The sequence below is a fragment of the Tractidigestivibacter scatoligenes genome, assembly GCF_001494635.1.
Lineage (GTDB): Bacteria > Actinomycetota > Coriobacteriia > Coriobacteriales > Atopobiaceae > Tractidigestivibacter > Tractidigestivibacter scatoligenes.
This window is the reverse complement of record NZ_LOJF01000009.1, coordinates 221234-244307: the sequence shown is the minus strand read 5'-3', so window position 1 is coordinate 244307 and position 23074 is coordinate 221234. Positions and strand designations below refer to the sequence as shown.

Below are 23074 nucleotides of genomic sequence, written 5' to 3'. Positions count from 1 at the left end.
CGTCCTTGCGTTAGTCCTCGTTCATCGGTCCGCCAAAGAGTACGCCAAATCCGCGACCAATGAGTGAGAAAGCTGTGGCAAGACGGCTGTGCTTCTTCCGTGCAGGCGCTGGGGACGTAGCGGTAGGCTTGGGCGCGGGTGCCGGTGCGGGTTCGGGGTCCGCCTTCAATTCGGTGGCGGGCTCCGCCTCTGTTTCTGTCTTGGCCTTGGCTGCTGCCTCCGGCTCCAAATCCTCCTGCGGCTCGGGAGCTTCGGCCCCAGCGGTCTCCTCGTTCGGACGGCTCTCCTCTTCCACTTCGGCGTCCTCGGCAGCGGTGAGCACGCGCTCGGCTACCTGCGCAGCGTGCTGCTCCTCGCGCTGCTTCTCCTCCTCGCGTTTCGCTTCGCGCTCGGTGATGCGCGCGGTGGCTTCGGACGTAGGGTCAATCGAGGCAACGAGCTTCTCGGCAACATGCGGGTGGTTGTAGCCGCCCGTTGCCGGCAGCGACGAGAGTGCCTGCGCAAGGCCGTGCGGGATCTTCTCGATGCGTGAGAAGGGCGTGAGGGCGGCGGCTTCGGAGCGCTTGGTATGCGCGCGAACGCGGGCAAGCGCGAGCAGGACCTCCTGGCTGTTGATAGGGGGCTCGTCCTTCTCGCGAGGGACCTTCTCCCAGGTGCCATCGGCGGTGAGCTGGCGCGCCTTCACGTTGTCGGCAAGCTGGAGGTTCACGAAGGTCGTGACCAGCGCACGGCAGGTGGGGTCGAGCACGGGATAGGCGATCTCAACGCGACGCTCGGTGTTTCTCGTCATCATGTCGGCGCTGGAGAGATAGATCGTGTCGGACTCGGCGCCAAAGGCGTAAACGCGGGCGTGCTCGAGGAATCGTCCCACGATCTGGCGCACGACAAGGCCGTCGGTCTTGCCGGGGACGTTGGCGCGGATGCAGCAGATGCCGCGCACAATCATGAGCACGCGCACGCCGGCCTCGCACGCCTCGGCGATCTTGTCGATCACGTCGCGGTCGGTGAGGGAGTTCATCTTGAGGAAGACCTGCGCGGGCTGGTTGGCACGTGCGCGCTCGATCTCGCGGTCAAGGCCGCGCATCACGAGCGGCTTGAGGCTTGCCGGAGCCACTCCCAGCAGCTGGTAGGAGCCGCGGAGGTTGCCCAGCGAGAGGTTGCGGAAGAACGTGTTGCCGTCCGCGCCAATGGTGGGGTTGGCCGTCATGAGCATGAAGTCCGAGTAGAGCTTGGCGGTCTTCTCGTTGAAGTTGCCCGTGCCGAGGCAGGTGATGCGGCTGATGCCAGCGTTGTCGTGGTAGGTGATCTGGCAGATCTTCGAGTGGCACTTGAAGCCCTCGGAGCCGTAGATCACGGTGCAGCCGGCGTCCTCCAGTCGCTCGGCCCAGGCAATGTTGTTCTCCTCGTCAAAGCGAGCGCGCAGCTCCATGAGGACGGTGACGTCCTTGCCTGCCTCGGCGGCGGCGATGAGGCTCTCGCACAGGTGGCTGCTCTTTGCCACACGATAGAGCGTGATCTTGATCGAGATGCACTGGTCGTCCGAGGAGGCCTCGCGCACAAGGCGGAGCAGCGGAGACATGCTCTCGTACGGGTAGGTGAGAAGGACGTCGTGGTCCTCCACCTGGCCGCGCATGGGGAGCTTTGGGTCGACCATGGGGGAGGGCTGGGGCTCGAAGGGCGGGAAGACAACGTCGGCGTGGGCCCAGTCGGGGATCTTTGCCTCGAGGCCATAGACGTAGCCTAGGTCAAGCGGCATGCCCACGTGGAAGACGCGGCGTTCCTCTAGGCCAAGCTCCTGCGTGACAAGCGCCTCCCACTTGCGGCCAAGCTCGCCGGAGACCTCGAGCCGCACCGGCTGCAGGCGCTGGCGCAGCTTGAGGATCTTCTTCATATGCTGACGGTAGTCCTCTTCCTCCTCGACTCCCTCGCCATCGGGGTCGATGTCGGCGTTGCGCGTGACGCGCAGCACCGCTGACTTCTTGGGAACGTAGTCGCCAAAGCTGCGGTCGAGGAAGGTGCGCATGACGTCCTCGATGAGGGTGTAGCGGAAGGTCCTGGCACCGGAGGGCAGCTCCACCACACGCGACTCTGAGGCGGGCACCTCAATGATGCCCAGGACGCCCGTCTCGTCGGGGCCGTTCAACGTGCATGCCACAAACAGGCGGCCGTTCCTCAGGTTGGGGAAGGGGTGGCGGGGGTCAACGACCATGGGGGAGATGATGGGGGCAAGCCTAGAGTCGAAGTACTTCGAGAGGGCGTCGCGGTCCTCCGGCGTGTACGCGTCGGGCGTCACGCGCTGAAGGCCGTGGGAGGCAAGCTCGCCCTCCACCAGGGAGAGCGCCTCCTGCTGACGCGCGACGTCTGCCGGCAGGGCGGCAAAGACGTCGTCGAGCTGCTCGGCTGGTGTCCTGTTTGACTTGTTGTCGCGCGGCTGGTTCTTGAGCGAGGCGAGGTCGGAGAGTCCGCCGATGCGGATCATGAACCACTCGTCGAGGTTTGAGCCAAAGATGGCGCAGAACTTGAGGCGCTCGAAGAGGGGGACCGTCTCGTCAAACGCCTCGTCGAGCACGCGGCAGTCGAAGCGCAGCCAGCTGAGCTCGCGGTTCTGTGTGTAGGAGAAGTCGCGCTTGCGGCGGGCGCCCGTCTCGTCCTTCTCGGTGGCGTCATCGGCAAACGCCGCGGCCGCCTTCTCGAGGGCGTTGTCGCGTGCCTTGACCTTCTTGGACTCCGCATTCTCCGACGGCGCCTTCTGCTGCTCCGACATGGCCATTCCTCCCCGTGCGCGGCTCCGCGCGAATGGATTGATTGTTCTGGTCCTGATTCTAGCAGGGCTCAAAATGACTTATCCGGCTCTCATGGGGTATCGTTTAGGAGGCGAGAAGATGCTTACGAAAGCATTACGGAGGATGCGATGACAACGGGCCTCAACATTTGCTCCGAGATAGGCGAGCTTCGCAAGGTCATGCTCCACCGCCCGGGTGACGAGCTTCTCAACCTTTCGCCTGACAACATCGGCCGCCTCCTCTTTGATGACATCCCGTTTCTGGAGACCGCCCAGGCAGAGCACGACCGCTTTGCTCAGATGCTTCGTGACGAAGGTGTCGAGGTGCTCTACCTCGATCAGCTCGTGGCGGAGGCGCTGGCTGCAAACCCCATGGCGCGCGAGTCGTTCGTTCGCGACTATGTGGCCGAGTGCGGCATAGACGGGCCCGGCGTGCGCGAGGCCGTGCGCCAGCGCCTGGAGGACATCGACGACCCCCTCGAGCTTGTCGAGAAGGCCATCACCGGCGTGCGTGCCGATGAGGTCGACCTGGCCTCGGTTAAGGACGCCTCGCTTGCAGACGTGATGGAGGCGGGCGGAGGAGACGAGAACCCCATCCTTGTGGATCCTATCCCCAACGTCTACTTCACGCGCGACACCTTCTCGGTCATTGGTTCTGGCGTGAGCCTCAACCGCATGCGCTCGGCGACGAGGCGCCGTGAGTCCCTCTTTGGCCGCTACCTCTTTACGTATCACCCCGAGTACTCGCATGTACCCATCTGGTACGACCCGGCGAGTCCCTACCACATCGAGGGCGGTGACATCCTGGTGCTGAGTGCCAGCGTGATTGGCGTGGGCATCTCCGAGCGCACGCAGCCGGCGGCAATCGACCGGCTTGCCAAACACCTGCTGTGGAGCGAGAAGTCCCAGGTGCGCGCCGTCTATGCCTTCTCGATTCCGCATAAGCGCTCCTTCATGCACCTCGACACCGTCTTCACGCAGGTTGACGTCGACACCTTCACGGTTCACCCCGGTATTCTGGGAACGCTCAAGGTCTTCTCCATCACGCGTGGGGCACATGAGGGCGAGACCCGCATCTCCCAGATGGAGGGGACGCTGGACCAGGTGCTGGCCAGCGCGCTGGGGCTTTCTGCCGTTCGCCTTATCAAGTGCGGCGGAGACGACCCCATTGCCGCCGCCCGCGAGCAGTGGAACGACGGCTCAAACACCCTTGCGGTGCGTCCCGGCACGGTGATGGTCTACCAGCGCAACGCCGTCACCAACGACATCCTCTATCACGCAGGCGTGAACCTCCTGGAGATTCCTTCGGCGGAGCTTTCGCGCGGTCGTGGCGGCCCGCACTGCATGAGCATGGCGTTCTGGAGGGATGCCGTGAAGTAGGCGGGCGGCTGTCTTCTCGTCCAAATGAGGGTTTAGACTTTGTCTTGCTGCCTTGCGCAACGGGCACCACAATCTCATCCCGCGTGCGGGAAGAAAGGACCATCCATGGCCGTTAACCTCTCTGGACGCAACTTCCTTAAGCTGCTGGACTTCACGCCTGAGGAGATTCGCTACCTCCTCGACCTCTCTGCAGACCTCAAGGCCAAGAAGCACGCGCACGAGCCGCACCGCTACCTCGAGGGCAAGAACATCGTCCTGCTCTTCGAGAAGACCTCCACCCGCACGCGCTGCAGCTTCGAGGTCGCCGGCCGTGACCTTGGCATGGGCGTGACCTACCTCGACCCCGGTTCTAGCCAGATGGGCAAGAAGGAGTCCATCGAGGACACCGCCCGCGTGCTTGGCCGCATGTTCGACGGCATCGAGTACCGCGGCTACGCGCAGTCCATCGTACAGACGCTCGCAGACTACGCAGGCGTTCCCGTGTGGAACGGCCTTACCACCGAGTTCCACCCCACGCAGATGCTCGCCGACGTCCTCACCATGCGCGAGGAGTTTGGTAACGACCTCTCCGGCCGCAAGCTCACCTTCATGGGCGATGCCGGTAACAACGTGGGCAACTCCCTCATGGTGGTGTGCGCGAAGCTTGGCATCGACTTCTGCGCCTGCGGGCCCGAGAAGCAGATGCCCGCGCCCGAGCTTGTCGAGCAGTGCCGCGCCATTGCCGCCGAGAACGGCTCCACCATCACCCTCACTGAAGACGTGGACGAGGGCGCGCGCAACGCTTCCGTCATCTACACCGACATCTGGGTCTCGATGGGCGAGCCTGACAGCCTGTGGGCCGAGCGCATCAAGCTCCTCAAGCCCTACCAGGTCACCGCTGACGTGATGGCAAAGGCCGCCCCCGATGCCATCTTCATGCACTGCCTCCCCAGCTTCCACGACCGCCACACCACCATTGGCGAGGACATCTACGAGAAGTTCGGCCTTGCCGAGATGGAGGTCACAAACGAGGTCTTCGAGGGGCCTCGCTCTCGCGTCTTCGATGAGGCCGAGAACCGCATGCACACGATTAAGGCCGTGATGTACGCGACGCTCAAGTAGGCAAACGTAGCTGTGGGGCGGGGGTTGGGCTTTCCCTCTGAGGGCGAAGGACATCAAGGACACGCCCTCCGAGAGAAAGCCCAACCCCCGCATTCCGTTATCGTTGGCCGTTTGAGCGTAGTGGCATGCAGCGGCGGCGCCTGGGAAGAGCACATACATTCGTGGGGGCAACCTGTGGTTGATGCTGGAATGCAGGAGAGGTTCGACACCCTTCTTGCGGATTGTGCCATCTGCCTGCGGCGCATTGGTCTCTCTCCGCGCGAGTACCTTCCTTCCGTGAGGCTCACGCACAACCGCTCGCGTATTGGCAGCTGCAAGAAGCTGCGCGGCGGGTGCAGGCCGCTCTTCCAGATCTCGTGCTCCGTCGATGCGTGCAAGACCGACGCTCAGGTGCGAGACGTCCTCTACCACGAGCTCATCCACACGCTCCCAGGCTGCTTCGACCACGGGGAACGCTTCCGCGAGGCTGCCGCCAGGGTCAACGAGGCGTACGGCACGGACGTTCGCGCCACGCGGCGCGAGCCGGCCAGCAGGGTGCCCGAGGTCCCGCGCTCCGAGGTGGAGCCCCTCGTGGGTTCCGAGCTTGTGGTGCGCTGCCGCCGCTACCGGTTCGTCGGCATGAACGGGAGGCCCAAGCGCTGCTGCAACCTCATGGACGAACGGGGACGCATCTACGTGTGCGCACCTGCCTATGTGCTTTCGCATATGAAAGCTACCCCGGAGCTAACTCCGAGGTAGCTTGCCTTGCCAGAATTCTTTGTGCTGGATCCTAGTACACCATGCCCATGGCCTCGCGGACCTCGTTCAGGGTCTCGTGCGCTATCTCGTTCGCACGGCGGTTGCCGTCGTGGAGAACATCCTTCACGTAGTCGAGGTCCCCGGCGAGCTTCTCGCGGCGCTCGCGGATGGGAGCAAAGTACTCGTTTACCACCTCGGTGGTGTAGCGCTTGAGCTGGCCTGCGCCGCCCATGCCAATCTCGTCTGCGATCTCCTTGGGGTCGCGGCCGCTGCAGATGCCGGCCGTGGTGAGCAGCGCCGAGACTCCGGGGCGCCCCTCGGGGTCGAAAGTGATATTGCGCTCGGAGTCGGTCTTCGACTTCTTTATGAGCTTGGCGGTCTCCTCAGCGGTCATCGAGAGCGAGATGGCGTTGCCGTAGGACTTGCTCATCTTGCGGCCGTCAAGGCCGGGCAGGAGCGGCGTCGAGGTGAGAAGCCCTGCGACCTCGGGAAAGACCTTGCCGTAGCGCTCGTTGAAGCGACGGGCGATCTTCGAGGTAATCTCGATGTGGGGGAGTTGGTCACGCCCCACGGGCACGATGTTGCCCTTGCAGAAGAGGATGTCGCACGCCTGGTGCACGGGGTAGGTGAGAAGTAGCCCCGTGAGCGCGTGGCCGGAGGCCGCCTGCTCTGCCTTCACAGTGGGATTGCGCTCCATCTCGGCCTCGGTCACCAGCGAGAGGAACGGCAGCATGAGCTGGTTCTCCTCCGGGACGGCGGAGTGGGTGAATATCATGGTCTTCTCTGGGTCGATGCCACAGGCAAGGTAGTCGATGACCATGTTGTACACGTTGTCGCGGATGTGCTCGGTGGTGTCGCGGTCCGTGATCACCTGGTAGTCCGCAATGATGATGTTGGTGTTGACGCCCAGGTCCTGGAGGCGCACACGCTCCTTGATGGTGCCAAAGTAGTGGCCTAGGTGCAGGCGGCCAGTGGGCCTGTCACCCGTGAGCATGGTGTAGTTCTCCGGGTGCTGGGGCAGGTCGGCCTGAATCTGGTCGCTGCGCTTGAGTGCGGCTTCGTAGCTTCCCTCGTTGGGCATGATGTCTCTCCTGGTCCTTCGCGTGTTAGTGCCGCCGGGCGGCGCGTATGTTCGCAAATGTCAATCTTACGGCAACCCGCCGCTTTCTCCTTGCGGGGTTTGCGAAATATAAGTACCTGTACAGCTGGCATTTAAGACCACTCGCTTGCTGCATGGTTGCGAGATTGGCAATGATGCCAAGGTGAGAAGCATAATGAGGTAAAGTGGTGCCTACGGGAGAAGGAGGATGCGGTGGCGAGTTCCCAAGGATCAGACGCTGGCAAGACCGCTCTCCGTGCGGAGTACGTGCGCATCCGCACCCGTATGGGCGCTTCAGTTCGTGCTGCCACAGACGCACGCATTCTGCTTGGGCTTGAGGAACTTTCTGCTTGGAAGAATGCGCGTCTTATCCTCACCTATGTCTCGTTTGGGAGCGAGGTAGACACCCACGCGCTCATGCAGGCCGCCTGGGCAGCTGGCAAACAGGTTGCCGTCCCGCGCTGTCGCCGCTTCCATTCGCTTGACTTCTACGTGATCTCCTCTGAGGATGACCTCGAGCCAGGTCTTCGCGGGCTCATGGAGCCTTCGCCGGACTGCGGACGTCCCCTCACGCCACCGCAGATGGTGGGCTCGCTGTGCATTGTTCCTGGCCTTGTGTTTGACGCCGATGGCTACCGCATTGGCTACGGTGGCGGCTACTACGACAGGTTCCTTGCGTTCTACCCTGGCGAGAAGGTCGCGCTGGTACGCTCGCGGCAGCTCTCGGGGAACCCACTGCCAAGAGACGAGCATGACGTGCCCGTGGACTGGCTGGTAAGCGAGTCCGGGACGTGGTGCTGCAACCCCATGGTGCGATAGCAGCTGCGCTTTTGTGTGCGCCTAGCTAGTTTTTCTCGGCACCCTTGTGCTCGCGGAGGTAGGCCGCCATATCCTTGATTGCCTTGCGATAGCCGTCGAGTCCCATGCCAACGATGGTCTCGAAGCACGCCGCACGCACGTAGGAGACCTGGCGGAAGTCCTCACGCTCGTCGACCTTCGAGATGTGGACCTCGATTGTGGGGAGCGCCACGGACTTGAGCGCGTCGAGCAGCGCCACCGAAGTGTGCGTGTAGGCGGCGGGGTTGATGACAATGCCGTCGAACTCGCCGTAGGCGGCCTGAATCACGTCGACGAGGTCCCCCTCGTGGTTGGACTGGAAGCAGCGGCACTCCGAGAAGCCCGCCTCACGAGCGGCCTTACGGCAAAGGCGCACGAGGTCGGCATATGTCTTGCGGCCGTAGATCTTGGGCTCGCGCACGCCGAGCATGTTGATGTTGGGACCGTTGACCACCAGGAGGCGGTTTGCACTAGCTGCATCCGTTGCCTCGAGGAGCGAGGCGAGCTCCTCCATGTCATCCGAGTCGTCATCATCGGCTGCGGGGGCATCAACGTGTGCTGAGGCCAGCGTTTTCTTTGCGGCAACCGCCGCACGGACCGCCTTTGGGATGGGCGCGTGGCCGTTGATCTGCACGCTAATGGAGTCCTCTGGGGCAGAGGAAGAGTCGCGGAAGGCGGAGTAGCTGGGTTCGATGCCGGTAAGGCGCACAATGTCATTGCTGACCTCGTTAATGGAGCCGGGGCCAAAGACAATCTCGACACCGTTTGAGCCGCGACGCACGGTGCCAAGGACACCCCTGATGGAGCGGAGCCTGTTAAGGTCGATAAGGTCCGGTTCCTCGGTGAGAATCCTGAGCCTTGTCATGCAGATGTCGTTCGCCTTCACGTTGTCCTTGCCACCAAGGGCGTCGAGGACCTGCTCGGCGACATCCGTCTTTGCCATTTGCGCCAAACCCTTTCTTCTTGCGGCGCACTGCTCAAAAAGGCCTTCTCCCCAAGGTCTTCCATCGCTGCCCCACTTGTTTAAATGTGTTGAGCAGAGTATAGGGCTATCGCAGGCACGTCACGGTGTTTGGTTGGTCATGACTCCGTAGACGTTGCCCATTTTCGGTTGGCGTTGCGAGTTGCGCTAGAGGCCAAGCTGGTTCCTTATCGCGTGGGCGTTTCCGGCAGGAGACCCCATCGAGGAGATTGTGATGTCTGACCAGGCACGATAGATATCCATGCGCTCACGGGCGAGCTTCTCAACGCCTTTGGTGGCAGAGACGGGACGTCCTGCAGTCTCGAGTTCCGCTATGGGGCGGTCGATGAAAACGATAGTGCCGTTCTGGTGGAGGAGGTCGTAGTTGGCAGGCACCGTGACCACGCCACCGCCGCAGGCAATCACCAGCCCCGAACGCGCGCCGTACTCGCCCGTGACCTTGGACTCGACACGCCTGAACTCCTGCTCGCCCCTGGTGCTTATGATGTGTGCGGCGCTCTCTCCCGTACCTGCCTCGATGGCGTCGTCGATGTCGACGAAAGGCCTTCCAAGCATGCGCGCCAGGCGCTTGCCCGTGGTGGTCTTGCCGCAGCCCGGCATGCCGATGAGAACGACGTTGCCCGTCTCTGAGAGGATCTGGGCCTCGATCTGGTCTACGAGGGAGACGTCCAGCTGGCGGCCCTGGAAGAGCTCGCTCGACCGCAGTGCCTGTGCTACCAGCATGGAAAGGCCCGTCTCGGCGGGAATGCCCAGGCACTCTGCCGCAAGCACGATGCCCGTGCGCGTGGGGTTGTAGATCACGTCGAGCACGCCGGCGAGGCTCTTGAGCCGCGCGAGGTCCTTCTCGGGCACGGGAGTCGCGGGGCAGTTGGGATACATCCCCACGGGCGTTGCGTTGACTACGAGAACCGCGTCCGCATGGCGCTCGGTCAGCGTCTGGTACGTGTCCTCGCCGGAGCGCGAGATGACGGAGACCTGCGCCCCCGCGTCCTCGAGAGCCGCCTGGACGGCGGCGCTGGCACCGCCGCTTCCCAGTACGAGTGCGGGCTTGCCGGAGAGCAGCGCCTGTGCAGTTGTGCCCAGCCTGCGCTCGCAGAAACGCTGGAGCATGAGCGAGAAGCCCAGTACGTCGGTGTTCTCGGCGTAGATGCTGCCATTGGGGCGGCGGACCAGGGTGTTGGCCGCGCCCAGGCGCTCAACGCGGGGCGAGCGCTCGTCTGCCAGGCGCGCAGCGTCTCGCTTGTAGGGGATGGTCACGTTGATGCCGCGCCACGAGCCTTCGCGGACGAACGGCTCCACCTCCTCGGGCTCGCGCTCAAAGAGCTCGTAGGGGACGCTTCCCAGGGTGGTGTGGATGCGCGGCGACCAGCTGTGGCCGAGCTTTCGGCCGAGAAGGCCGAAGGGCGCCGTAGTGGCTTGCGGCTGCCGGGCAGGTGTGCTGGTCATCTACAGCACCTCCGAGTAGCTGCCAAGGTAGCGGCACTCCTCGCAGGCGTCCCCAATGGTCGCCATGAGCGTGCGGAACTCCGGTGCCGTGACCGGGCACTCCACATCGAAGTAGAACATGAACTCGAAGTCGCGTCCAGGGATCGGGCGGCTCTCAAGCTTGATGATGTTGATGTCGAGGGCGTAGAACTTCGCGAGCACCTTGAAGAGCGTGCCCGGGCGGTGGTCCACCACGATCATGAGGGATGTGCGGTCCGCGCCCGGGTAGACCTCGAGGGACTTAGAGATGCAGGCAAAGCGCGTGTAGTTGTCGTCTCGATCCTGGACGTCGCGCATGAGCACGTCGAGGCCGTAGAGCTGGGCGCACGCGCGGCTCGAGAGGGCCGCCACGTCCGTGCGGTCGCTGTCTGCCACGCTTTTGGCAGCCATGGCCGTGTTCTCGACTACGTGCGGCGTGAGCCCCATGCGCTCGATGAAGCCGGCGCACTGGTTGATGGCCTGCTCATGGCTATATACGTCATGGATCTGCTCGATCGCGGTGCCCGGCTTGGCCAGGAGGTTGTGGTCGATCTTGACGCGTGTGGTGCGCACGATGTGGAAGTCGTGCTGCATCATGAGGTCGTAGACCTTGTTCACGGAGCCGGCGGTGGAGTTCTCAATGGGAAGTACGCCATAGCGCGAGAAGTCCGTCTCGACTGCCCGGAAGACCCCCTCGAAGGACTCGAAGTACGAGATGAGCGGGTGCTTGAAGATGCGGTCTGCCGCAAACTGCGAGTAGGCGCCCTCGACGCCCTGGCAGGCAACGTAGGCCTCGCGCGGGAAGAGCCCCGGGGTCGTCTCGCAAGCGCGGTCGATTGCCGCAAGCGTCTGGGGCGCGTGCTCTTGCGCCAGTCGCTGCCCCTGCCGCGCGCGCGAGGCCTCCATGAGGAGCTGGAAGAGGACCTCGGTGTAGGTTCGCAGGTCCTCTGGGGCCTTTCCCGCAAGGGCGGCCATGTGCTCGCGCTCGCGGGAGCGGTCGAGTACGGGGAGGTTGTTGGCGCGCTTGTAGGCGGCCACGCGCTCCGCGCAGTCCATGCGCTGCTGGAACAGGTCGAGGATGGCGTTGTCTATGTCGTCGATCTCATGACGGATGTCCGAGAGGTCTTCCATGGGGTGCATCTCCGGTTCTTTCTGGTATGTCTAAGGCGCTTGGCGGCAGGCTACTCGGCCGGATAGCTGAGCAAGGCGTCGAGAAGCACGAGGGCACATATTGCCTCGGCCACGGGGACGGCGCGCGTCGCCACGCACGGGTCGTGCCGGCCGTGTACGCTGAGCTTGGCGTTTGCGCCGCTCTCGAGGTCGACGGAGTCCTGCTCGCGCGCGATGGACGAGGTGGGCTTCATCGCAATCCTAAAGAGAACGGGAGCCCCGGTGGTAATGCCGCCGAGGATGCCACCGGCATTGTTGGTCTTGGGGGTGGGCACGCCCTCGCGCATCTCGTAAGGGTCGTTGTTCTCGCTGCCATGGAGGCGTGCCACCTCGAAGCCGCGGCCAAACTCGATGCCCTTGACGGCTGGGATGCCAAACGCAGCGCGAGCCAGCATGTTCTCGATGCCGTCGAACATGGGCGAGCCGGCGCCTGCGGGCATGCCGCAGGCAACGCACTCGATGACGCCGCCGACGGAGTCGAGGCTTCGGCGGGCATCGTCGATCGCGGCGAGCATGCGCGTGCCGGCCTCGGCGTCTATCGTGGGGAAGCGCGGGCCGGAAGCGAGGATGTCGAGCTGCTCGGCAAGGTGTGCCTGCGACGCGGGGGAGTTGTCGAGGGCGTCGAAGCGCTCGTCTTCCACGTTGGCAACGGAGAGCAGGTGGGCGCCAATGCGCACCCCGCGTGCCGCGAGCGCCTGGAGGGCAATGCCGCCAGCGACGCACAGGGGTGCGGTGAGCCGCCCGGAGAAGTGCCCGCCTCCGGGAACGTCCTGGTTGCCGTGCCACTTCTCCCATGCGGTGAGGTCGGCGTGGCCGGGGCGGGGTACCTTGAGGAGGTTGTCGTAGTCGCCCGAGCGCGTGTTGGTGTTCTCGATGACGGCGGCGAGCGGCGCTCCACAGGTGGCGCCATGAACGTTGAGGCCGCTCACGATGCGTGGGCGGTCCTCCTCGCGGCGGGGCGTGGTCCAGCTTCCCTGGCCAGGGGCGCGTCGAGCCATGAAGGCGGCAAGGGCATCCTGGTCAACGACGAGCCCCGAGGGCAGGCCCTCGACCACGCACCCGATGGCGGGGGAGTGAGACTGGCCGAACAACGTGACGCGGAGCGTCTGTCCAAAGCTTGAGGGCATCTCTAGCCTTCCTCTGCAATCCCTCCGAGGGTTCGGAAGTCCTCGAAGAAGCGTGGGTATGACTTTGCGACGCACTCGGCGCCGCGGATGGTTGTGGGGCCGATGGCATTGGCACCGGCGATGGCGGCCATCATGGCTATGCGATGGTCGTTCGCCGCGTCGACGGTACCGCCGGAAAGCGAGCCGTTGCCGTGGATGACAAGGGCGTCAGGCTCTTCCTCGATGCTGGCCCCCATGGCCGTGAGGGCCTTGTTCACGGTGCTCAGGCGGTCAGACTCCTTGAGGCGAAGGCGCCCGGCGTTGGCGATGACCGTGGTGCCCGAGGCATTGGCGGCGATAGCGGCCAGCGGAGGCACGAGGTCCGGTGTGTCTCGCACGTCGATGGTGCGGCCGCGCAGCGTGTCTGGCGTTGTGGAGGCAACGTTTCCTGAGCGGCTCACGCGGGCGCCAAACGCGGCAGCGCAGGCCAAGATGGTGCGGTCCCCCTGGGCGCTCGCGAGGTCGAGCCCGCTCACGGAGACGCCCCCCGCGATGGCCCCCGCCGCAAGCCAGAAGGCGGCGTTCGACCAGTCGCCCTCGACCGTAACGGTGCCCGGCGACACGGCGCTGCGCGCAGGGGAAACCGAGAGGACCGTGGCACGGTTGCCGTCAACGGTCTCGTGCGTTACGCCCACGTCGATGCCAAACTCGGCAAGCGCTCGAATGGTGAGGCGGATGTAGGAGCGCGACTCCACGGGCTCGGTGACCACAATCTCGCTTGGCGCCGAGAGGAGCGGGGCGGCCATGAGCAGGCCGCTCACGAATTGGGACGAGACGTTGCCGGGAATGGAGAAGCGGCCCGGCAGGAGCGTGCCCGAAACCTCGAGTGGGAGCTTTCCGCGCGTAGAGAGCGTGACACCGTGGCAGACGAGCTCCTCGTAGAGGGGCGAGAGCGGGCGGTCGGCAAGGCGACCGTGGCCGTCGAGGCTGCCACCTCGGCCGAGCGCGGCGACGATGGGCAGCATGAACCGAAGCGTCGAGCCGGACTCGCCGCAGTCGAGGTGTGCTCCAGGTATGGCTTGACGGATGTTGTCTGTGGCGCTTGTGCCCGGAAGCGGGTTCACCCTAAAGCCCAGGCGCGTGCTCGCGATGCGTGCGCCGAGCGCCTCCAGGCAACTGACGGTGGCCTGGATGTCCTTGGAGGTCGCGTTGCAGTTGATGTCTGTGGTCCCAGGGCAGAGCGCTGCCATGATGAGCAGCCTGTGGGCCATCGACTTCGAGGCGATGGCAGGAATGGTGCCGTGAAGCGGTGCAGGGTGGATGGTCACGTCCATGCGCTACTCCCCGCAGCCGAGGTCGATCACGTGGCGAAGCTCCTCAAGCGAGACCTTGCGCAGCTCGACTGCGCCAATGCGCGTGGGCACCACGAGGGTCACGCCGTCCGAGCGGCGCTTCTTGTCGCGTGCCGCGTACTCGAGGAGCGTTTCGTGGTCGATGTCCGTGTTGGTGGGAAGCCCGTAGGCCTCGACGCAGGCCACGATGCGGTCTGCGACGTTCTGCTCACACCAGCCAAGGCGTGCGGAGGCGCGGGCAACGCAGCAGAGGCCTGCAGCGACGCAGCTCCCGTGGCCTAGCCTGAAGTTGCTTGCCGCCTCGATGGCGTGACCGATGGTGTGACCAAGGTTGAGCGTTTGGCGACGCCCGTGCTCCTGCTCGTCCGCGTCGACCACGTCGCGCTTGATCTGGACGTTTCTGGCAACGATGTCCACGAGCTTGTCTGGGTCAAAGCCAGGCGCGCACACGGGGTCCTCACGCAGCTGGTCAAAGAGCTTCTCATCTGCAAGCACGCCGTGCTTGATCATCTCGCCGCACGAGTCGCGCAGCAACTCGGGCGAGACGGTGGCCAGGCAGTCGATGTCGGCCACAACCAGCGACGGCTGCAGGAAGGCGCCGGCAAGGTTCTTGCCGGCCTCTAGGTCTACGGCGGTCTTGCCGCCCACGGACGAGTCGACCATCGCGAGGAGCGACGTGGGTACCTGAACTACCTGAATGCCACGCTGGTACAGGGCTGCGGCAAGGCCGGCCATGTCACCGGTAACGCCTCCGCCAACGGCAACGACGGCATCTGAGCGCGTGAGGCCCGCCTGCGCCATGCGCTCGAGGATGTCCCCCAAAGTCGAGAGGCGCTTGTGCTCCTCGCCCGCGGGGAAGATGATGGTCGAGACCGCAATGCCCGCTGCCCCAAGTGACTCCTCGACTGGCTTCGCGTAGAGCGGCGCCACGTTTGAGTCCGAGACGAGGGCAACATGCGTGACCTTGGGGCATGCCTTGGCGACAAGAGAGCCCGCTGAACCGAGAAGCCCGCGGCCAACGTGGACCTCGTACGAGCGGGAGGGCGTGTGTACGGGGATGACGTGGGTCTCGCTCATCGGGCCTCGGCCTCCCTCTTGAGGCGGTCGCCCTCCGCGAGTAGCGTCTGGAGTTTCTCGGCATCGCGGGCGTCGATGGCGTCCTTGTAGGCCTGGAGATTCTCGATGATGGTACCTACCTCGCGCGAGAGGTTATCGGCGTTGTCAAGGAAGAGTTCGGTCCACATGGGGGCGTTGAGGCGCGCCACACGCGTGAGGTCCTTGTACGAGCCGGCCGAGAAGCCCTTATGCTCCTGTGCCGTGGGGCTCTTGACGTAGGCATTGGAAACCACGTGTGCGAGCTGCGAGGTGTAGGCAATCATGCGGTCGTGGTTCTCGGCGGTCGAGAGCGTGAACGAGCCAAAGCCGCACGGCTCGAGCAGGTGCTTCAGGCGCTCCAGGATGGCCACGCGCTCGAAGTCGTCCATCTGAGGTGGCACCACGACCATGGGCGCGTTGTGGAACATGTTCGCGCGGGCGTGCGCAAATCCGGAGTACTGGGTGCCTGCCATGGGGTGGCAGCCCACGAAGGTCCAGGGCTGGCCCTCGGAGATCTTGCCGCAGCGCTCGCAGATGATGCGCTTGACGCCTACGGTGTCGATGACGATGGCACCCGGCGAGATGAGGTTGGCCATCTCTCCCAGCCAGTCTATGCTCACCTGGGGGTAGCCCGCGAGGATGATGAGCTCGCAGGTGGGGATCGTCTTGTCGGTGAGCTCGCCGGCAATGGTCTCTATCTCTGCCATCTCGGTGACGGAGTGCGTGCGGTTCCATCCGTACACCTCGCGCCCCGCAGCCGCGAGCGCCTTGGCAAACGAGCCGCCCATGAGGCCCAGGCCCACAACGCCCACGCGGTCTGGGACAAAGGTGGGGGAGAGGGCGGCCTGGTCTTTCTCGGCCATTTACTTCTCCTCCTCGACGGGTGCCGTCACTGCCTCGCGGATAAGGCGGATGCGGCGCATGGCATCGTCGAACTGTGCGGGCGTGAGCGCCTGCGCGCCATCGGACCACGCCTCGCTGGGGTTGTTGTGAACCTCGATCTCGAGGCCGTCGGCACCCGCCGCCGTTGCCGCATAGGCTGCAGGACGGACGTATCGCGTGTAGCCCGTGGCGTGGCTGGGATCGCCAACAACCGGCAGGTGGGAGAGGTGGTGAAGCACGGGAATCGCGTTTACGTCGAAGGTGTTTCTCGTCCGCGTCTCAAAGGTGCGGATGCCGCGCTCGCAGAGAATCACGTTGGGGTTCCCCTCGCTCATGATGTACTCGGCGCCCATGAGGAGCTCGTCGATGGTCTCGGAGAGGCCGCGCTTGAGAAGCACTGGCACCTGGGTCTTGCCAACCTCACGCAGCAGGGAGAAGTTCTGGGCGTTGCGGGCGCCAATCTGCATGACGTCGATGCCCTTGTCGAGGAAGAGCTGGACGTCGCGCGGGTCCATGACCTCGGTCACGATGGGCATGTCAAGCTCGGCGGACGCCTCGACGAGAAGGTCGAGGCCCCTCTCGCCCATGCCCTGGTAGGAGTACGGGCTGGTACGGGGCTTGTAGGCGCCGCCGCGGAGCATGGTTGCCCCGGAGGCCTTGACGGCACGCGCTATTTCGAAGAGGTTCTTGCCTTCCACGGAGCAGGGGCCGGCGATGACCTGGAAGTTGCCGCCGCCGATCCTCACGCCGTGGCCGCAGTCAACCACCGTATCCTCGGGGTGGAACTTGCGGTTGGCCTTCTTGAAGGGCTCCGAGACGCGCTGGACGCGCTCGATGATGTCCATCGACTCGAGGAGGAAGGGGTCAATCTGGGTGGTATCGCCAATGATGCCGACGATGGTTTCGTTGTCGCCCTGGGACACGTTGGTCTTGAAGCCGCGCCCTTCGATCCACTTGACGAAGTGGTCAAGCTGGTCTTGGGTGGCCGTCTCTTTAACTACTGCAATCATGGTGGCATGCCTTTCCGAGGCCGCGTGTGGGCAGCGGCCGTCTTGTCGCATAGGGATTGGAATGCTACCACGGAGGAGTCCCTTTGCAGGGCTTGTGCCTGCGGCGTTAACAAAGGTGAACTATTACCGTGTCGCTTACCGGGGCTTTCTAAGGGGCTTGCTTGCCCGCGCTCGAGGCGTTTCTCGGCCGCTCCTCGCTCTCTTCTCGGAGATTAGCTCCTATTCTTAAAACGTCTTCGTGTCAACTGGGCAAACGTCGGGGTCGTTTAAGAAATGGAGCTAATCTCTGCGGTAAACATCGCTGCGGCGGTTGTTCTCGTGCGCGTTTTGGTCTGTACACATGCGTATGCAACCGCGACTCGTACTCCAAGGTGGTTTTTGGAGCTCCCACTACGGAGATTAGCTCCTTTTCTTAAAACGAATTGACGTTTGCCCAGGTAACTCATGACGTTTTTAAGAAAAGGAGCTAAACTCCGCCGAGAGGGACGGTGACGGGCCGCCGAGAGTGACAACAGCGAGGCTGACGAGAGAGACCGCAGCGAGGCTGGCGAGAGGGACAGTGAAGAGAGACAGCCGAGAAGGACCTCGTTGCGCTACAAAAAAGCCCAGGACGATAAGCACCCTGGGCTGCGCAAACACCTGGTGACCCCGGTGGGGTTCGAACCCACGACCTTTCGCTCCGGAGGCGAACGCTCTAATCCACTGAGCTACGGGGCCAACGGCCTTTGATTATAGGCAAACATCTCAACTTGGCTACCGTCAGCGTAGATTGCCATCGTCACGACTCGCCCACAACACCTAAGTCGACCCGCCGCCCGTTTGGGCGGCTCGCATACAATAGGCGCTTGGCACCTGCTGCCATGCCGGCAGCGCAATCGAGGGGAGACCATGGCGCGCGATACCACATCTGCCACCAACGAAACGCCCACGACAAACGTCGAGGGCCTCTCTTCCGCCGAGGTCGAGGAGCGCATCGCTGCCGGGAAGACCAACGCCAACACCGACGTCAAGACCAAGACCGTGCGCCAGATCCTGGCCGAGCACACGTTCACGCTCTTCAACGGTGTCAACGTTGGCATGGCAATCCTCGTTGCCATAACGGGCCAGTGGCGAAACCTGCTTTTCATGGGCGTGGTCATCTGCAACCTGGTCATCGGCATCTTTCAGGAGATCCGGGCCAAGCGCATGGTCGACAAGCTCTCCATCCTTACCGAGAAGCGCGTCCGCGTGAAGCGTGACGGCCAGGTAGTGGAGCTGCTCCCTTCCGAGCTGGTGCTCGACGACTGCATCCTCCTGGCACACGGCGAGCAGGTCCCTGCGGACTCCGTGGTGCTCAGGGGCCAGGTCCAGATGGACGAGTCCCTGCTCACGGGCGAGAGCCGCCCCGTTCCCAAGGGTCCCGGCGACACACTCTTGAGTGGCAGCTTCATTGACTCCGGCGACCTTCTCGCCCGCGTGACCAAGGTGGGGCAGGAGGGCTACGCCGCGCGCATCAACGCCGAGGCAAAGTATGTGAAGCCCGTGCACTCGCAGATCCTCGACTCACTGAGGGTAATCATCCGGCTGGGCACCTACGCGCTCTTTCCGCTGGGCATCGGTCTTTTCCTGCGCACGCTCTTCATGGACAGCGCGACGCTCAACGACGCCATTCTCTCCGCCGTCGCTGCCGTGGTGGGCATGATCCCGCAGGGGCTCGTGCTGCTCACCTCGAGCATCCTTGCCATTGCCACTACGCGGCTGGCATCGCGCAAGGTCCTCGTGCAGCAGACCTATTGCGTGGAGACGCTTGCGCGCGTCGACACTCTGTGCCTCGACAAGACGGGGACCATCACCACAGGCCGCATGGAGGTCTCGCGCGTCGAGCCAGCGCCTTGCCACACGCTGTCAGAGGTCGACAAGGCACTGGCAGAGGTCGTCCGCGCGTCCGAGGGTGACGCAAACGACACGGCGCAGGCGCTTCTCGCCTACGCAAACAAGGCTGGCGTCGAGAGGGGAGGGGCTCCGCTGCGCGTGGTCCCCTTCAACTCGCGGCGCAAGTGCTCTGGCTGCGTGACGTCAGAGGGCCAGGCCCTTGTTCTTGGAGCCGCGCGCTTTGTGCTGGACGAGACGGGCGTGGCTCAGGCGACAGACCTTGCGGCCGGCTTTGACCCCTGCGAGCGCGTGCTTGTTGTCTGCGAGGTCACGGGCTTCGACGCCGAGGGGGCTCCCCTTGGCAAGGCGTCGCTTCTCGGCGTGGTCGGCATACAGGACGAGCTTCGCGCTACGGCCCCACAAACCATGCGCTACTTCATCGAGCAGGGCGTTGACCTGCGCGTCATCTCTGGCGACGACCCTACGACCGTCTCGGCCATCGCGGCAAGGGCGGGCGTGCCCCACGCGGAGCAAGCCGTTGACGCCACGACGCTTAAGACCGATGAGGACCTCGCTGCCGCCGCACGCCGCTACCACGTCTTTGGTCGGGTGACACCCGAGCAGAAGCGCTCGCTCGTGCGTGCCCTCCGCGCGGACGGCCACGTGGTTGCCATGACTGGCGACGGCGTGAACGACGTGCTCGCGCTGCGCGAGGCGGACTGCTCAATCTCGGTGGCCTCCGGCTCTGCCGCGGCTCGCAACGTCTCGGAGATCGTCCTTGCCGACAATGACTTCTCCCACATGCCCGAGGTCGTTGCCGAGGGGCGTCGTTCTATCAACAACCTGCAGCGTTCAGCATCGCTCTTCCTCGTCAAGACCGTCTACACGGCAGTTCTCGCGCTAGTGTGCATCATCTTCCCGCCGTACCCCTTCATTCCCATACAGATGTCGCTTATCTCGGCTGCCATCATCGGCATTCCGTCGTTCGTCCTTGCGCTTGAACCAAACCACGACCGCGTGAGCGGCGGCTTCCTTGGACATGTGCTGGCGCGTTCGCTCCCCGCGTCGGCTGGCATCACGGTGGCGCTTGTGGTGGCGCTTGCCGCCGAGCGCATCATGCCCATGACCTTTGCTCAGACGTCAACCGTCTGCATGCTGCTTGTCGCAATCGTGGGAATTCGACTCATCTGGCGCATCTCGCAGCCACTTACGCCATTGCGCACTGCGCTGCTCGTTACGGTTGGCGCGATTGTTGCCGTCGGGTGTACGGTCTTTGGTGCCTTCTTCAAGGTTGCGCCTCTCACGCCTAGTATGTGTGTCTTGGTCGTCGTTGCGGGGACGCTCTCGTGCGTCCTCTTCGACACGCTCTTCAACCGCTCGATAGCCCTTGCCAATGCCGGCGGGGGCATCGCCCGCCTTGCGGACAGACTGGAGGAGACCCATGTCACTCACAGAAGGAACGTCAAACACCAGGGAGTTTAGGGACGCCGTTCTCGCTGCTCGCCATCCCGTCCGCATCTCTGCTGGTGGACGAGACGCCCTTGTCTACAACGTCTCTGGCATTCCTGGTGCCAATCGTCTGCCCCGCGCCCTTGTCGAGCTTCTTGAGAACGTCGTGCGCCGCTCGGCCACCGATGATGACGCGGTTCGCCAGGCGCATGCCGTGGTCGAGGCCGGCCTTGCCGGAAAGCAGGGCTCCGAGATCGAGTTCATGCCTGCGCGTGTCCTCTTCCAGGACTTCACTGGCGTGCCCGTCTTTGTCGACTTTGCCTCCATGCGCGACGCTATGGTTGCCCGTGGCGGCGACCCCTCGCGTGTGAACCCCCACATTCCCTGCACCCTTGTCGTTGACCACTCGGTCATCGCTGACGTCGCTGGCGAGCGGGACGCGTGCGAGAAGAACCAGGAGCTCGAGGCAAAGCGCAACCACGAGCGCTTCGCATTCCTCAAGTGGGCCGGCGAGTCCTTTGGCAACGTCGAGATCGTCCCGCCCGGAGGCGGCATCTGCCACCAGCTCAACATCGAGCGCTTCTGTCGCGTGGTGACCACCGACGCGCTTTCTTCGCTTAATGAGCCCGTGGCCTGCTTTGACACGCTTGTGGGCACCGACTCGCACACCACCACGGCAAACGGCGTTGGCGTCATGGGCTGGGGCGTTGGCGGCATCGAGGCCGAGGCTGCGGCGCTGGGGCAGCCCATCTCGATGCTCGTGCCGCCGGTGGTGGAGCTGAGGCTCACCGGCGCCCTGCGCGACGGCATCTCCGGCATGGACCTTGCCCTCACGGTTGCGCAGCTCATGCGCGCGGCTGGCGTCGTCGGCTGCCTCGTCGAGGTGACGGGCGAGGGTGTGGCAACCCTCACCGCCACGCAGCGCTCCTGTGTCGCCAACATGACGCCGGAGTACGGTGCCACCACCACGCTCTTCCCGGTTGACGAGAAGACGCTAGACTATCTCAGGCTCACCGGCCGCGACCCCAAAGACGTGGCGTTCGCCCAGGCCTACCTTGAGCGCCAGGGTACCTTTGGCGCCACGACCGGCCGCACCTACGCCCGCACGGTCGCGCTCGACCTTGGCACAGTTGAGCCGAGCCTTGCTGGGCCCTCGCGCCCGCATGACCGCGTGAGCATCGCCGGCCTGCGCGAGCGCTTTGAGCAGAGCGCTGTGAAGAACGGGCACGGCGACCTGGACCAGTCCTTCTCGGTTACGTGCGGAAACAACGCCTATGACCTGCACCACGGCGCGCTGGCCATTGCCGCCATCACCAGCTGCACCACTGCGACTGACCCGGCAATGATGGTTGCCGCGGGGCTTCTCGCCAAGCGCGCCGTCGAGCGCGGCCTTGCGCCCAAGCCCTGGGTGAAGAAGATCCTCGCCCCTGGCAGCCACGCCACGCAGCTCCTGCTCGAGCGCGCTGGTCTTACCGCACCTCTTGCCAAGCTCGGCTTCTTCACCTGCGGTTTTGGCTGCATGAGCTGCATCGGCAACTCCGGCGACATCCATCCTGCCCTGCGCGAGCGCGCAGACGAGATGGAGCTCACGAGCGTCCTCTCGGGTAACCGCAACTTCGAGGGCCGCATCTCGCCCTACGTGAGCCAGAACTACCTCTGCCAGCCCGCCTACGTGGTTGCCTACTCGCTCGTGGGCACCATGGACGTGGACCTTGTCAAGGAGCCGGTTGGCACGGGCGCAAACGGTGAGCCCGTGATGCTCACAGACCTGGTTCCCTCCAACGCCGAGGTTGCCGAGGTCCTCTCGCACGCCCTCACGCCGTCCCTCTTTGCAGACGCCCAGGGGTCGCTCAAGGAGGGCTCCGCGTCCTGGCAGGCCATCGAGTCCTCGTCCTCCTCGACCTTCCCGTGGGATGATTCCTCCACGTATGTGCGCCGTGCACCGTACTTCGACATCGCCCGCAAACGCGAGACCATCCAGGTGTCTGGCGCCCGTACCCTGGCGCTTCTCGGCGACTTTGTGACCACCGACCACATCTCGCCCGCCGGTGCCATTGCGCCAGATTCCCCGGCCGCGCGCTACCTCACCGAGCACGGCGTGGCACAGAAGGACTTCAACACCTACGGTAGCCGCAGGGGCAACCACGAGGTTATGGCTCGGGGTACCTTTGCCAACGTCAAGCTCAAGAACGTGCTGGCAGATGGTCGCGTGGGCGGCTGGACCCGAGATTTTATCGACGGCGAGGTCAAGAGCATCTACGATGCCGCCGTGGACTATGCCGAGCATGACGTGCCCCTGGTGGTGGTCGCGGGCAAGCTTTACGGCTCTGGCTCCAGCCGCGACTGGGCAGGCAAGGGTCCGCTGCTCCTTGGCGTGCGCGCGGTCATCGCCGAGAGCTTCGAGCGCATCCACCGCTCCAACCTGGTGCAGATGGGAGTGCTCCCGCTGCAGTTCAAGGAGGGCGAGAATGCCGCCACGCTGGGCCTCACGGGCGAGGAGACATTCGACATCGCTCCCGTGAACCTTGCCGAGGGACTCCCCAGCCCGCGCGAGGTCGAGGTCACGGTCACGCGGCCGGATGGTACGGCGATGGCCTTTGCCTGCATCGTGCGCGTTGACACGCCCATGGAGGGACGCTTCCTCGCGAAGGGCGGCATCCTGCCATACGTCCTGGACGAGATTTCATAAGCCTTGTGAGAGCTTGCTTGACGGTATTGTGCGCGAACGACGGAACGGCGAGAATGTGCGCCTGGGTTTGCTCGGCTGGGTAAGAGT

General features: G+C 64.2%; 16 protein-coding genes and 1 tRNA gene. 6 read left to right on the top strand and 11 right to left on the bottom strand.

Translation table 11 applies throughout. The features are described from left to right. Positions 1–10 precede the first annotated feature (10 nt). Complete coding sequence (ppk1, locus tag AUL39_RS05620; protein ID WP_082667268.1) at positions 11–2764, bottom strand: polyphosphate kinase 1; 2754 nt, start codon at positions 2762–2764, stop codon at positions 11–13. Positions 2765–2911: 147 nt separating this feature from the next. On the opposite strand from ppk1, the gene AUL39_RS05615 reads away from it, so the two are divergent. The 3 genes from AUL39_RS05615 (at position 2912) to AUL39_RS05605 (ending at position 6001) form a co-directional block, all read left to right on the top strand. Continuing rightward, positions 2912–4162, top strand: a complete 1251-nt coding sequence (locus AUL39_RS05615; protein WP_059054539.1) for an arginine deiminase — start codon at positions 2912–2914, stop codon at positions 4160–4162. Between the two features lie 105 nt (positions 4163–4267). Further along, positions 4268–5263, top strand: coding sequence for an ornithine carbamoyltransferase (gene argF / locus AUL39_RS05610; RefSeq protein ID WP_059054538.1), 996 nt, complete (start codon positions 4268–4270; stop codon positions 5261–5263). 189 nt (positions 5264–5452) lie between these two features. Further along, positions 5453–6001, top strand: a complete 549-nt coding sequence (locus AUL39_RS05605; RefSeq protein WP_160327038.1) for a SprT family zinc-dependent metalloprotease — start codon at positions 5453–5455, stop codon at positions 5999–6001. A gap of 31 nt (positions 6002–6032) precedes the next feature. On the opposite strand, the gene trpS is transcribed toward AUL39_RS05605, so the two are convergent. Beyond that, complete coding sequence (gene trpS, locus AUL39_RS05600) at positions 6033–7082, bottom strand: tryptophan--tRNA ligase (protein ID WP_059054534.1); 1050 nt, start codon at positions 7080–7082, stop codon at positions 6033–6035. Between the two features lie 231 nt (positions 7083–7313). On the opposite strand from trpS, the gene AUL39_RS05595 reads away from it, so the two are divergent. Next, a complete protein-coding gene (locus AUL39_RS05595; protein WP_059054532.1) occupies positions 7314–7919 on the top strand; it encodes a 5-formyltetrahydrofolate cyclo-ligase in 606 nt (201 codons plus the stop codon). A 25-nt stretch (positions 7920–7944) separates the two neighbouring features. Here AUL39_RS05595 and aroQ read toward each other — a convergent pair whose 3' ends face one another. The 9 genes from aroQ to AUL39_RS05550 form a co-directional block, all read right to left on the bottom strand. Beyond that, positions 7945–8880, bottom strand: a complete 936-nt coding sequence (aroQ, locus tag AUL39_RS10900) for a type II 3-dehydroquinate dehydratase (protein ID WP_082667267.1) — start codon at positions 8878–8880, stop codon at positions 7945–7947. Positions 8881–9066: 186 nt separating this feature from the next. Continuing rightward, positions 9067–10365, bottom strand: a complete 1299-nt coding sequence (locus AUL39_RS05585) for a shikimate kinase (RefSeq protein ID WP_059054530.1) — start codon at positions 10363–10365, stop codon at positions 9067–9069. Continuing rightward, complete coding sequence (locus tag AUL39_RS05580) at positions 10366–11514, bottom strand: bifunctional chorismate mutase/prephenate dehydratase (protein WP_174519244.1); 1149 nt, start codon at positions 11512–11514, stop codon at positions 10366–10368. It lies immediately after the preceding gene. Positions 11515–11564: 50 nt separating this feature from the next. Then, positions 11565–12680 (bottom strand): chorismate synthase, encoded by a 1116-nt coding sequence (gene aroC, locus AUL39_RS05575; protein WP_059054526.1) that lies wholly within the window; start codon positions 12678–12680, stop codon positions 11565–11567. A 2-nt stretch (positions 12681–12682) separates the two neighbouring features. After that, positions 12683–13993, bottom strand: coding sequence for a 3-phosphoshikimate 1-carboxyvinyltransferase (gene aroA / locus AUL39_RS05570; protein WP_059054523.1), 1311 nt, complete (start codon positions 13991–13993; stop codon positions 12683–12685). A 3-nt stretch (positions 13994–13996) separates the two neighbouring features. Next, complete coding sequence (gene aroB, locus AUL39_RS05565) at positions 13997–15088, bottom strand: 3-dehydroquinate synthase (RefSeq protein WP_059054521.1); 1092 nt, start codon at positions 15086–15088, stop codon at positions 13997–13999. Next, positions 15085–15969 (bottom strand): prephenate dehydrogenase, encoded by an 885-nt coding sequence (locus AUL39_RS05560; RefSeq protein ID WP_059054519.1) that lies wholly within the window; start codon positions 15967–15969, stop codon positions 15085–15087. The genes aroB and AUL39_RS05560 overlap by 4 nt, the downstream gene beginning before the upstream one ends. Then, entirely contained in the window at positions 15970–16998 is a 1029-nt protein-coding gene (aroF, locus tag AUL39_RS05555; protein WP_059054517.1) for a 3-deoxy-7-phosphoheptulonate synthase, read from the bottom strand. Positions 16999–17638: 640 nt separating this feature from the next. After that, a tRNA-Arg gene (locus AUL39_RS05550) sits at positions 17639–17715 on the bottom strand. Between the two features lie 171 nt (positions 17716–17886). Between AUL39_RS05550 and AUL39_RS05545 the strand changes: the two genes are divergently transcribed. Together AUL39_RS05545 and acnA are read left to right on the top strand one after the other, a co-directional pair. After that, a complete protein-coding gene (locus AUL39_RS05545; RefSeq protein WP_059054515.1) occupies positions 17887–20331 on the top strand; it encodes an HAD-IC family P-type ATPase in 2445 nt (814 codons plus the stop codon). Beyond that, positions 20291–22987 (top strand): aconitate hydratase AcnA, encoded by a 2697-nt coding sequence (acnA, locus tag AUL39_RS05540; protein WP_082667266.1) that lies wholly within the window; start codon positions 20291–20293, stop codon positions 22985–22987. The genes AUL39_RS05545 and acnA overlap by 41 nt, the downstream gene beginning before the upstream one ends. Positions 22988–23074: the final 87 nt, after the last annotated feature.

Coding starts and splice junctions, on each gene's coding strand:
- trpS (WP_059054534.1), bottom strand. CDS start 7,082: ATGCCCAACGAGGGAAGCTACGAAGCCGCACTCAAGCGCAGCGACCAG.
- AUL39_RS05615 (WP_059054539.1), top strand. CDS start 2,912: ATGACAACGGGCCTCAACATTTGCTCCGAGATAGGCGAGCTTCGCAAG.
- aroB (WP_059054521.1), bottom strand. CDS start 15,088: ATGAGCGAGACCCACGTCATCCCCGTACACACGCCCTCCCGCTCGTAC.
- argF (WP_059054538.1), top strand. CDS start 4,268: ATGGCCGTTAACCTCTCTGGACGCAACTTCCTTAAGCTGCTGGACTTC.
- AUL39_RS05545 (WP_059054515.1), top strand. CDS start 17,887: ATGGCGCGCGATACCACATCTGCCACCAACGAAACGCCCACGACAAAC.
- AUL39_RS05580 (WP_174519244.1), bottom strand. CDS start 11,514: ATGGAAGACCTCTCGGACATCCGTCATGAGATCGACGACATAGACAAC.
- aroQ (WP_082667267.1), bottom strand. CDS start 8,880: ATGGCAAAGACGGATGTCGCCGAGCAGGTCCTCGACGCCCTTGGTGGC.
- aroC (WP_059054526.1), bottom strand. CDS start 12,680: ATGCCCTCAAGCTTTGGACAGACGCTCCGCGTCACGTTGTTCGGCCAG.
- aroF (WP_059054517.1), bottom strand. CDS start 16,998: ATGATTGCAGTAGTTAAAGAGACGGCCACCCAAGACCAGCTTGACCAC.
- AUL39_RS05560 (WP_059054519.1), bottom strand. CDS start 15,969: ATGGCCGAGAAAGACCAGGCCGCCCTCTCCCCCACCTTTGTCCCAGAC.
- ppk1 (WP_082667268.1), bottom strand. CDS start 2,764: ATGTCGGAGCAGCAGAAGGCGCCGTCGGAGAATGCGGAGTCCAAGAAG.
- acnA (WP_082667266.1), top strand. CDS start 20,291: ATGTCACTCACAGAAGGAACGTCAAACACCAGGGAGTTTAGGGACGCC.
- aroA (WP_059054523.1), bottom strand. CDS start 13,993: ATGGACGTGACCATCCACCCTGCACCGCTTCACGGCACCATTCCTGCC.
- AUL39_RS05585 (WP_059054530.1), bottom strand. CDS start 10,365: ATGACCAGCACACCTGCCCGGCAGCCGCAAGCCACTACGGCGCCCTTC.
- AUL39_RS05605 (WP_160327038.1), top strand. CDS start 5,453: ATGCAGGAGAGGTTCGACACCCTTCTTGCGGATTGTGCCATCTGCCTG.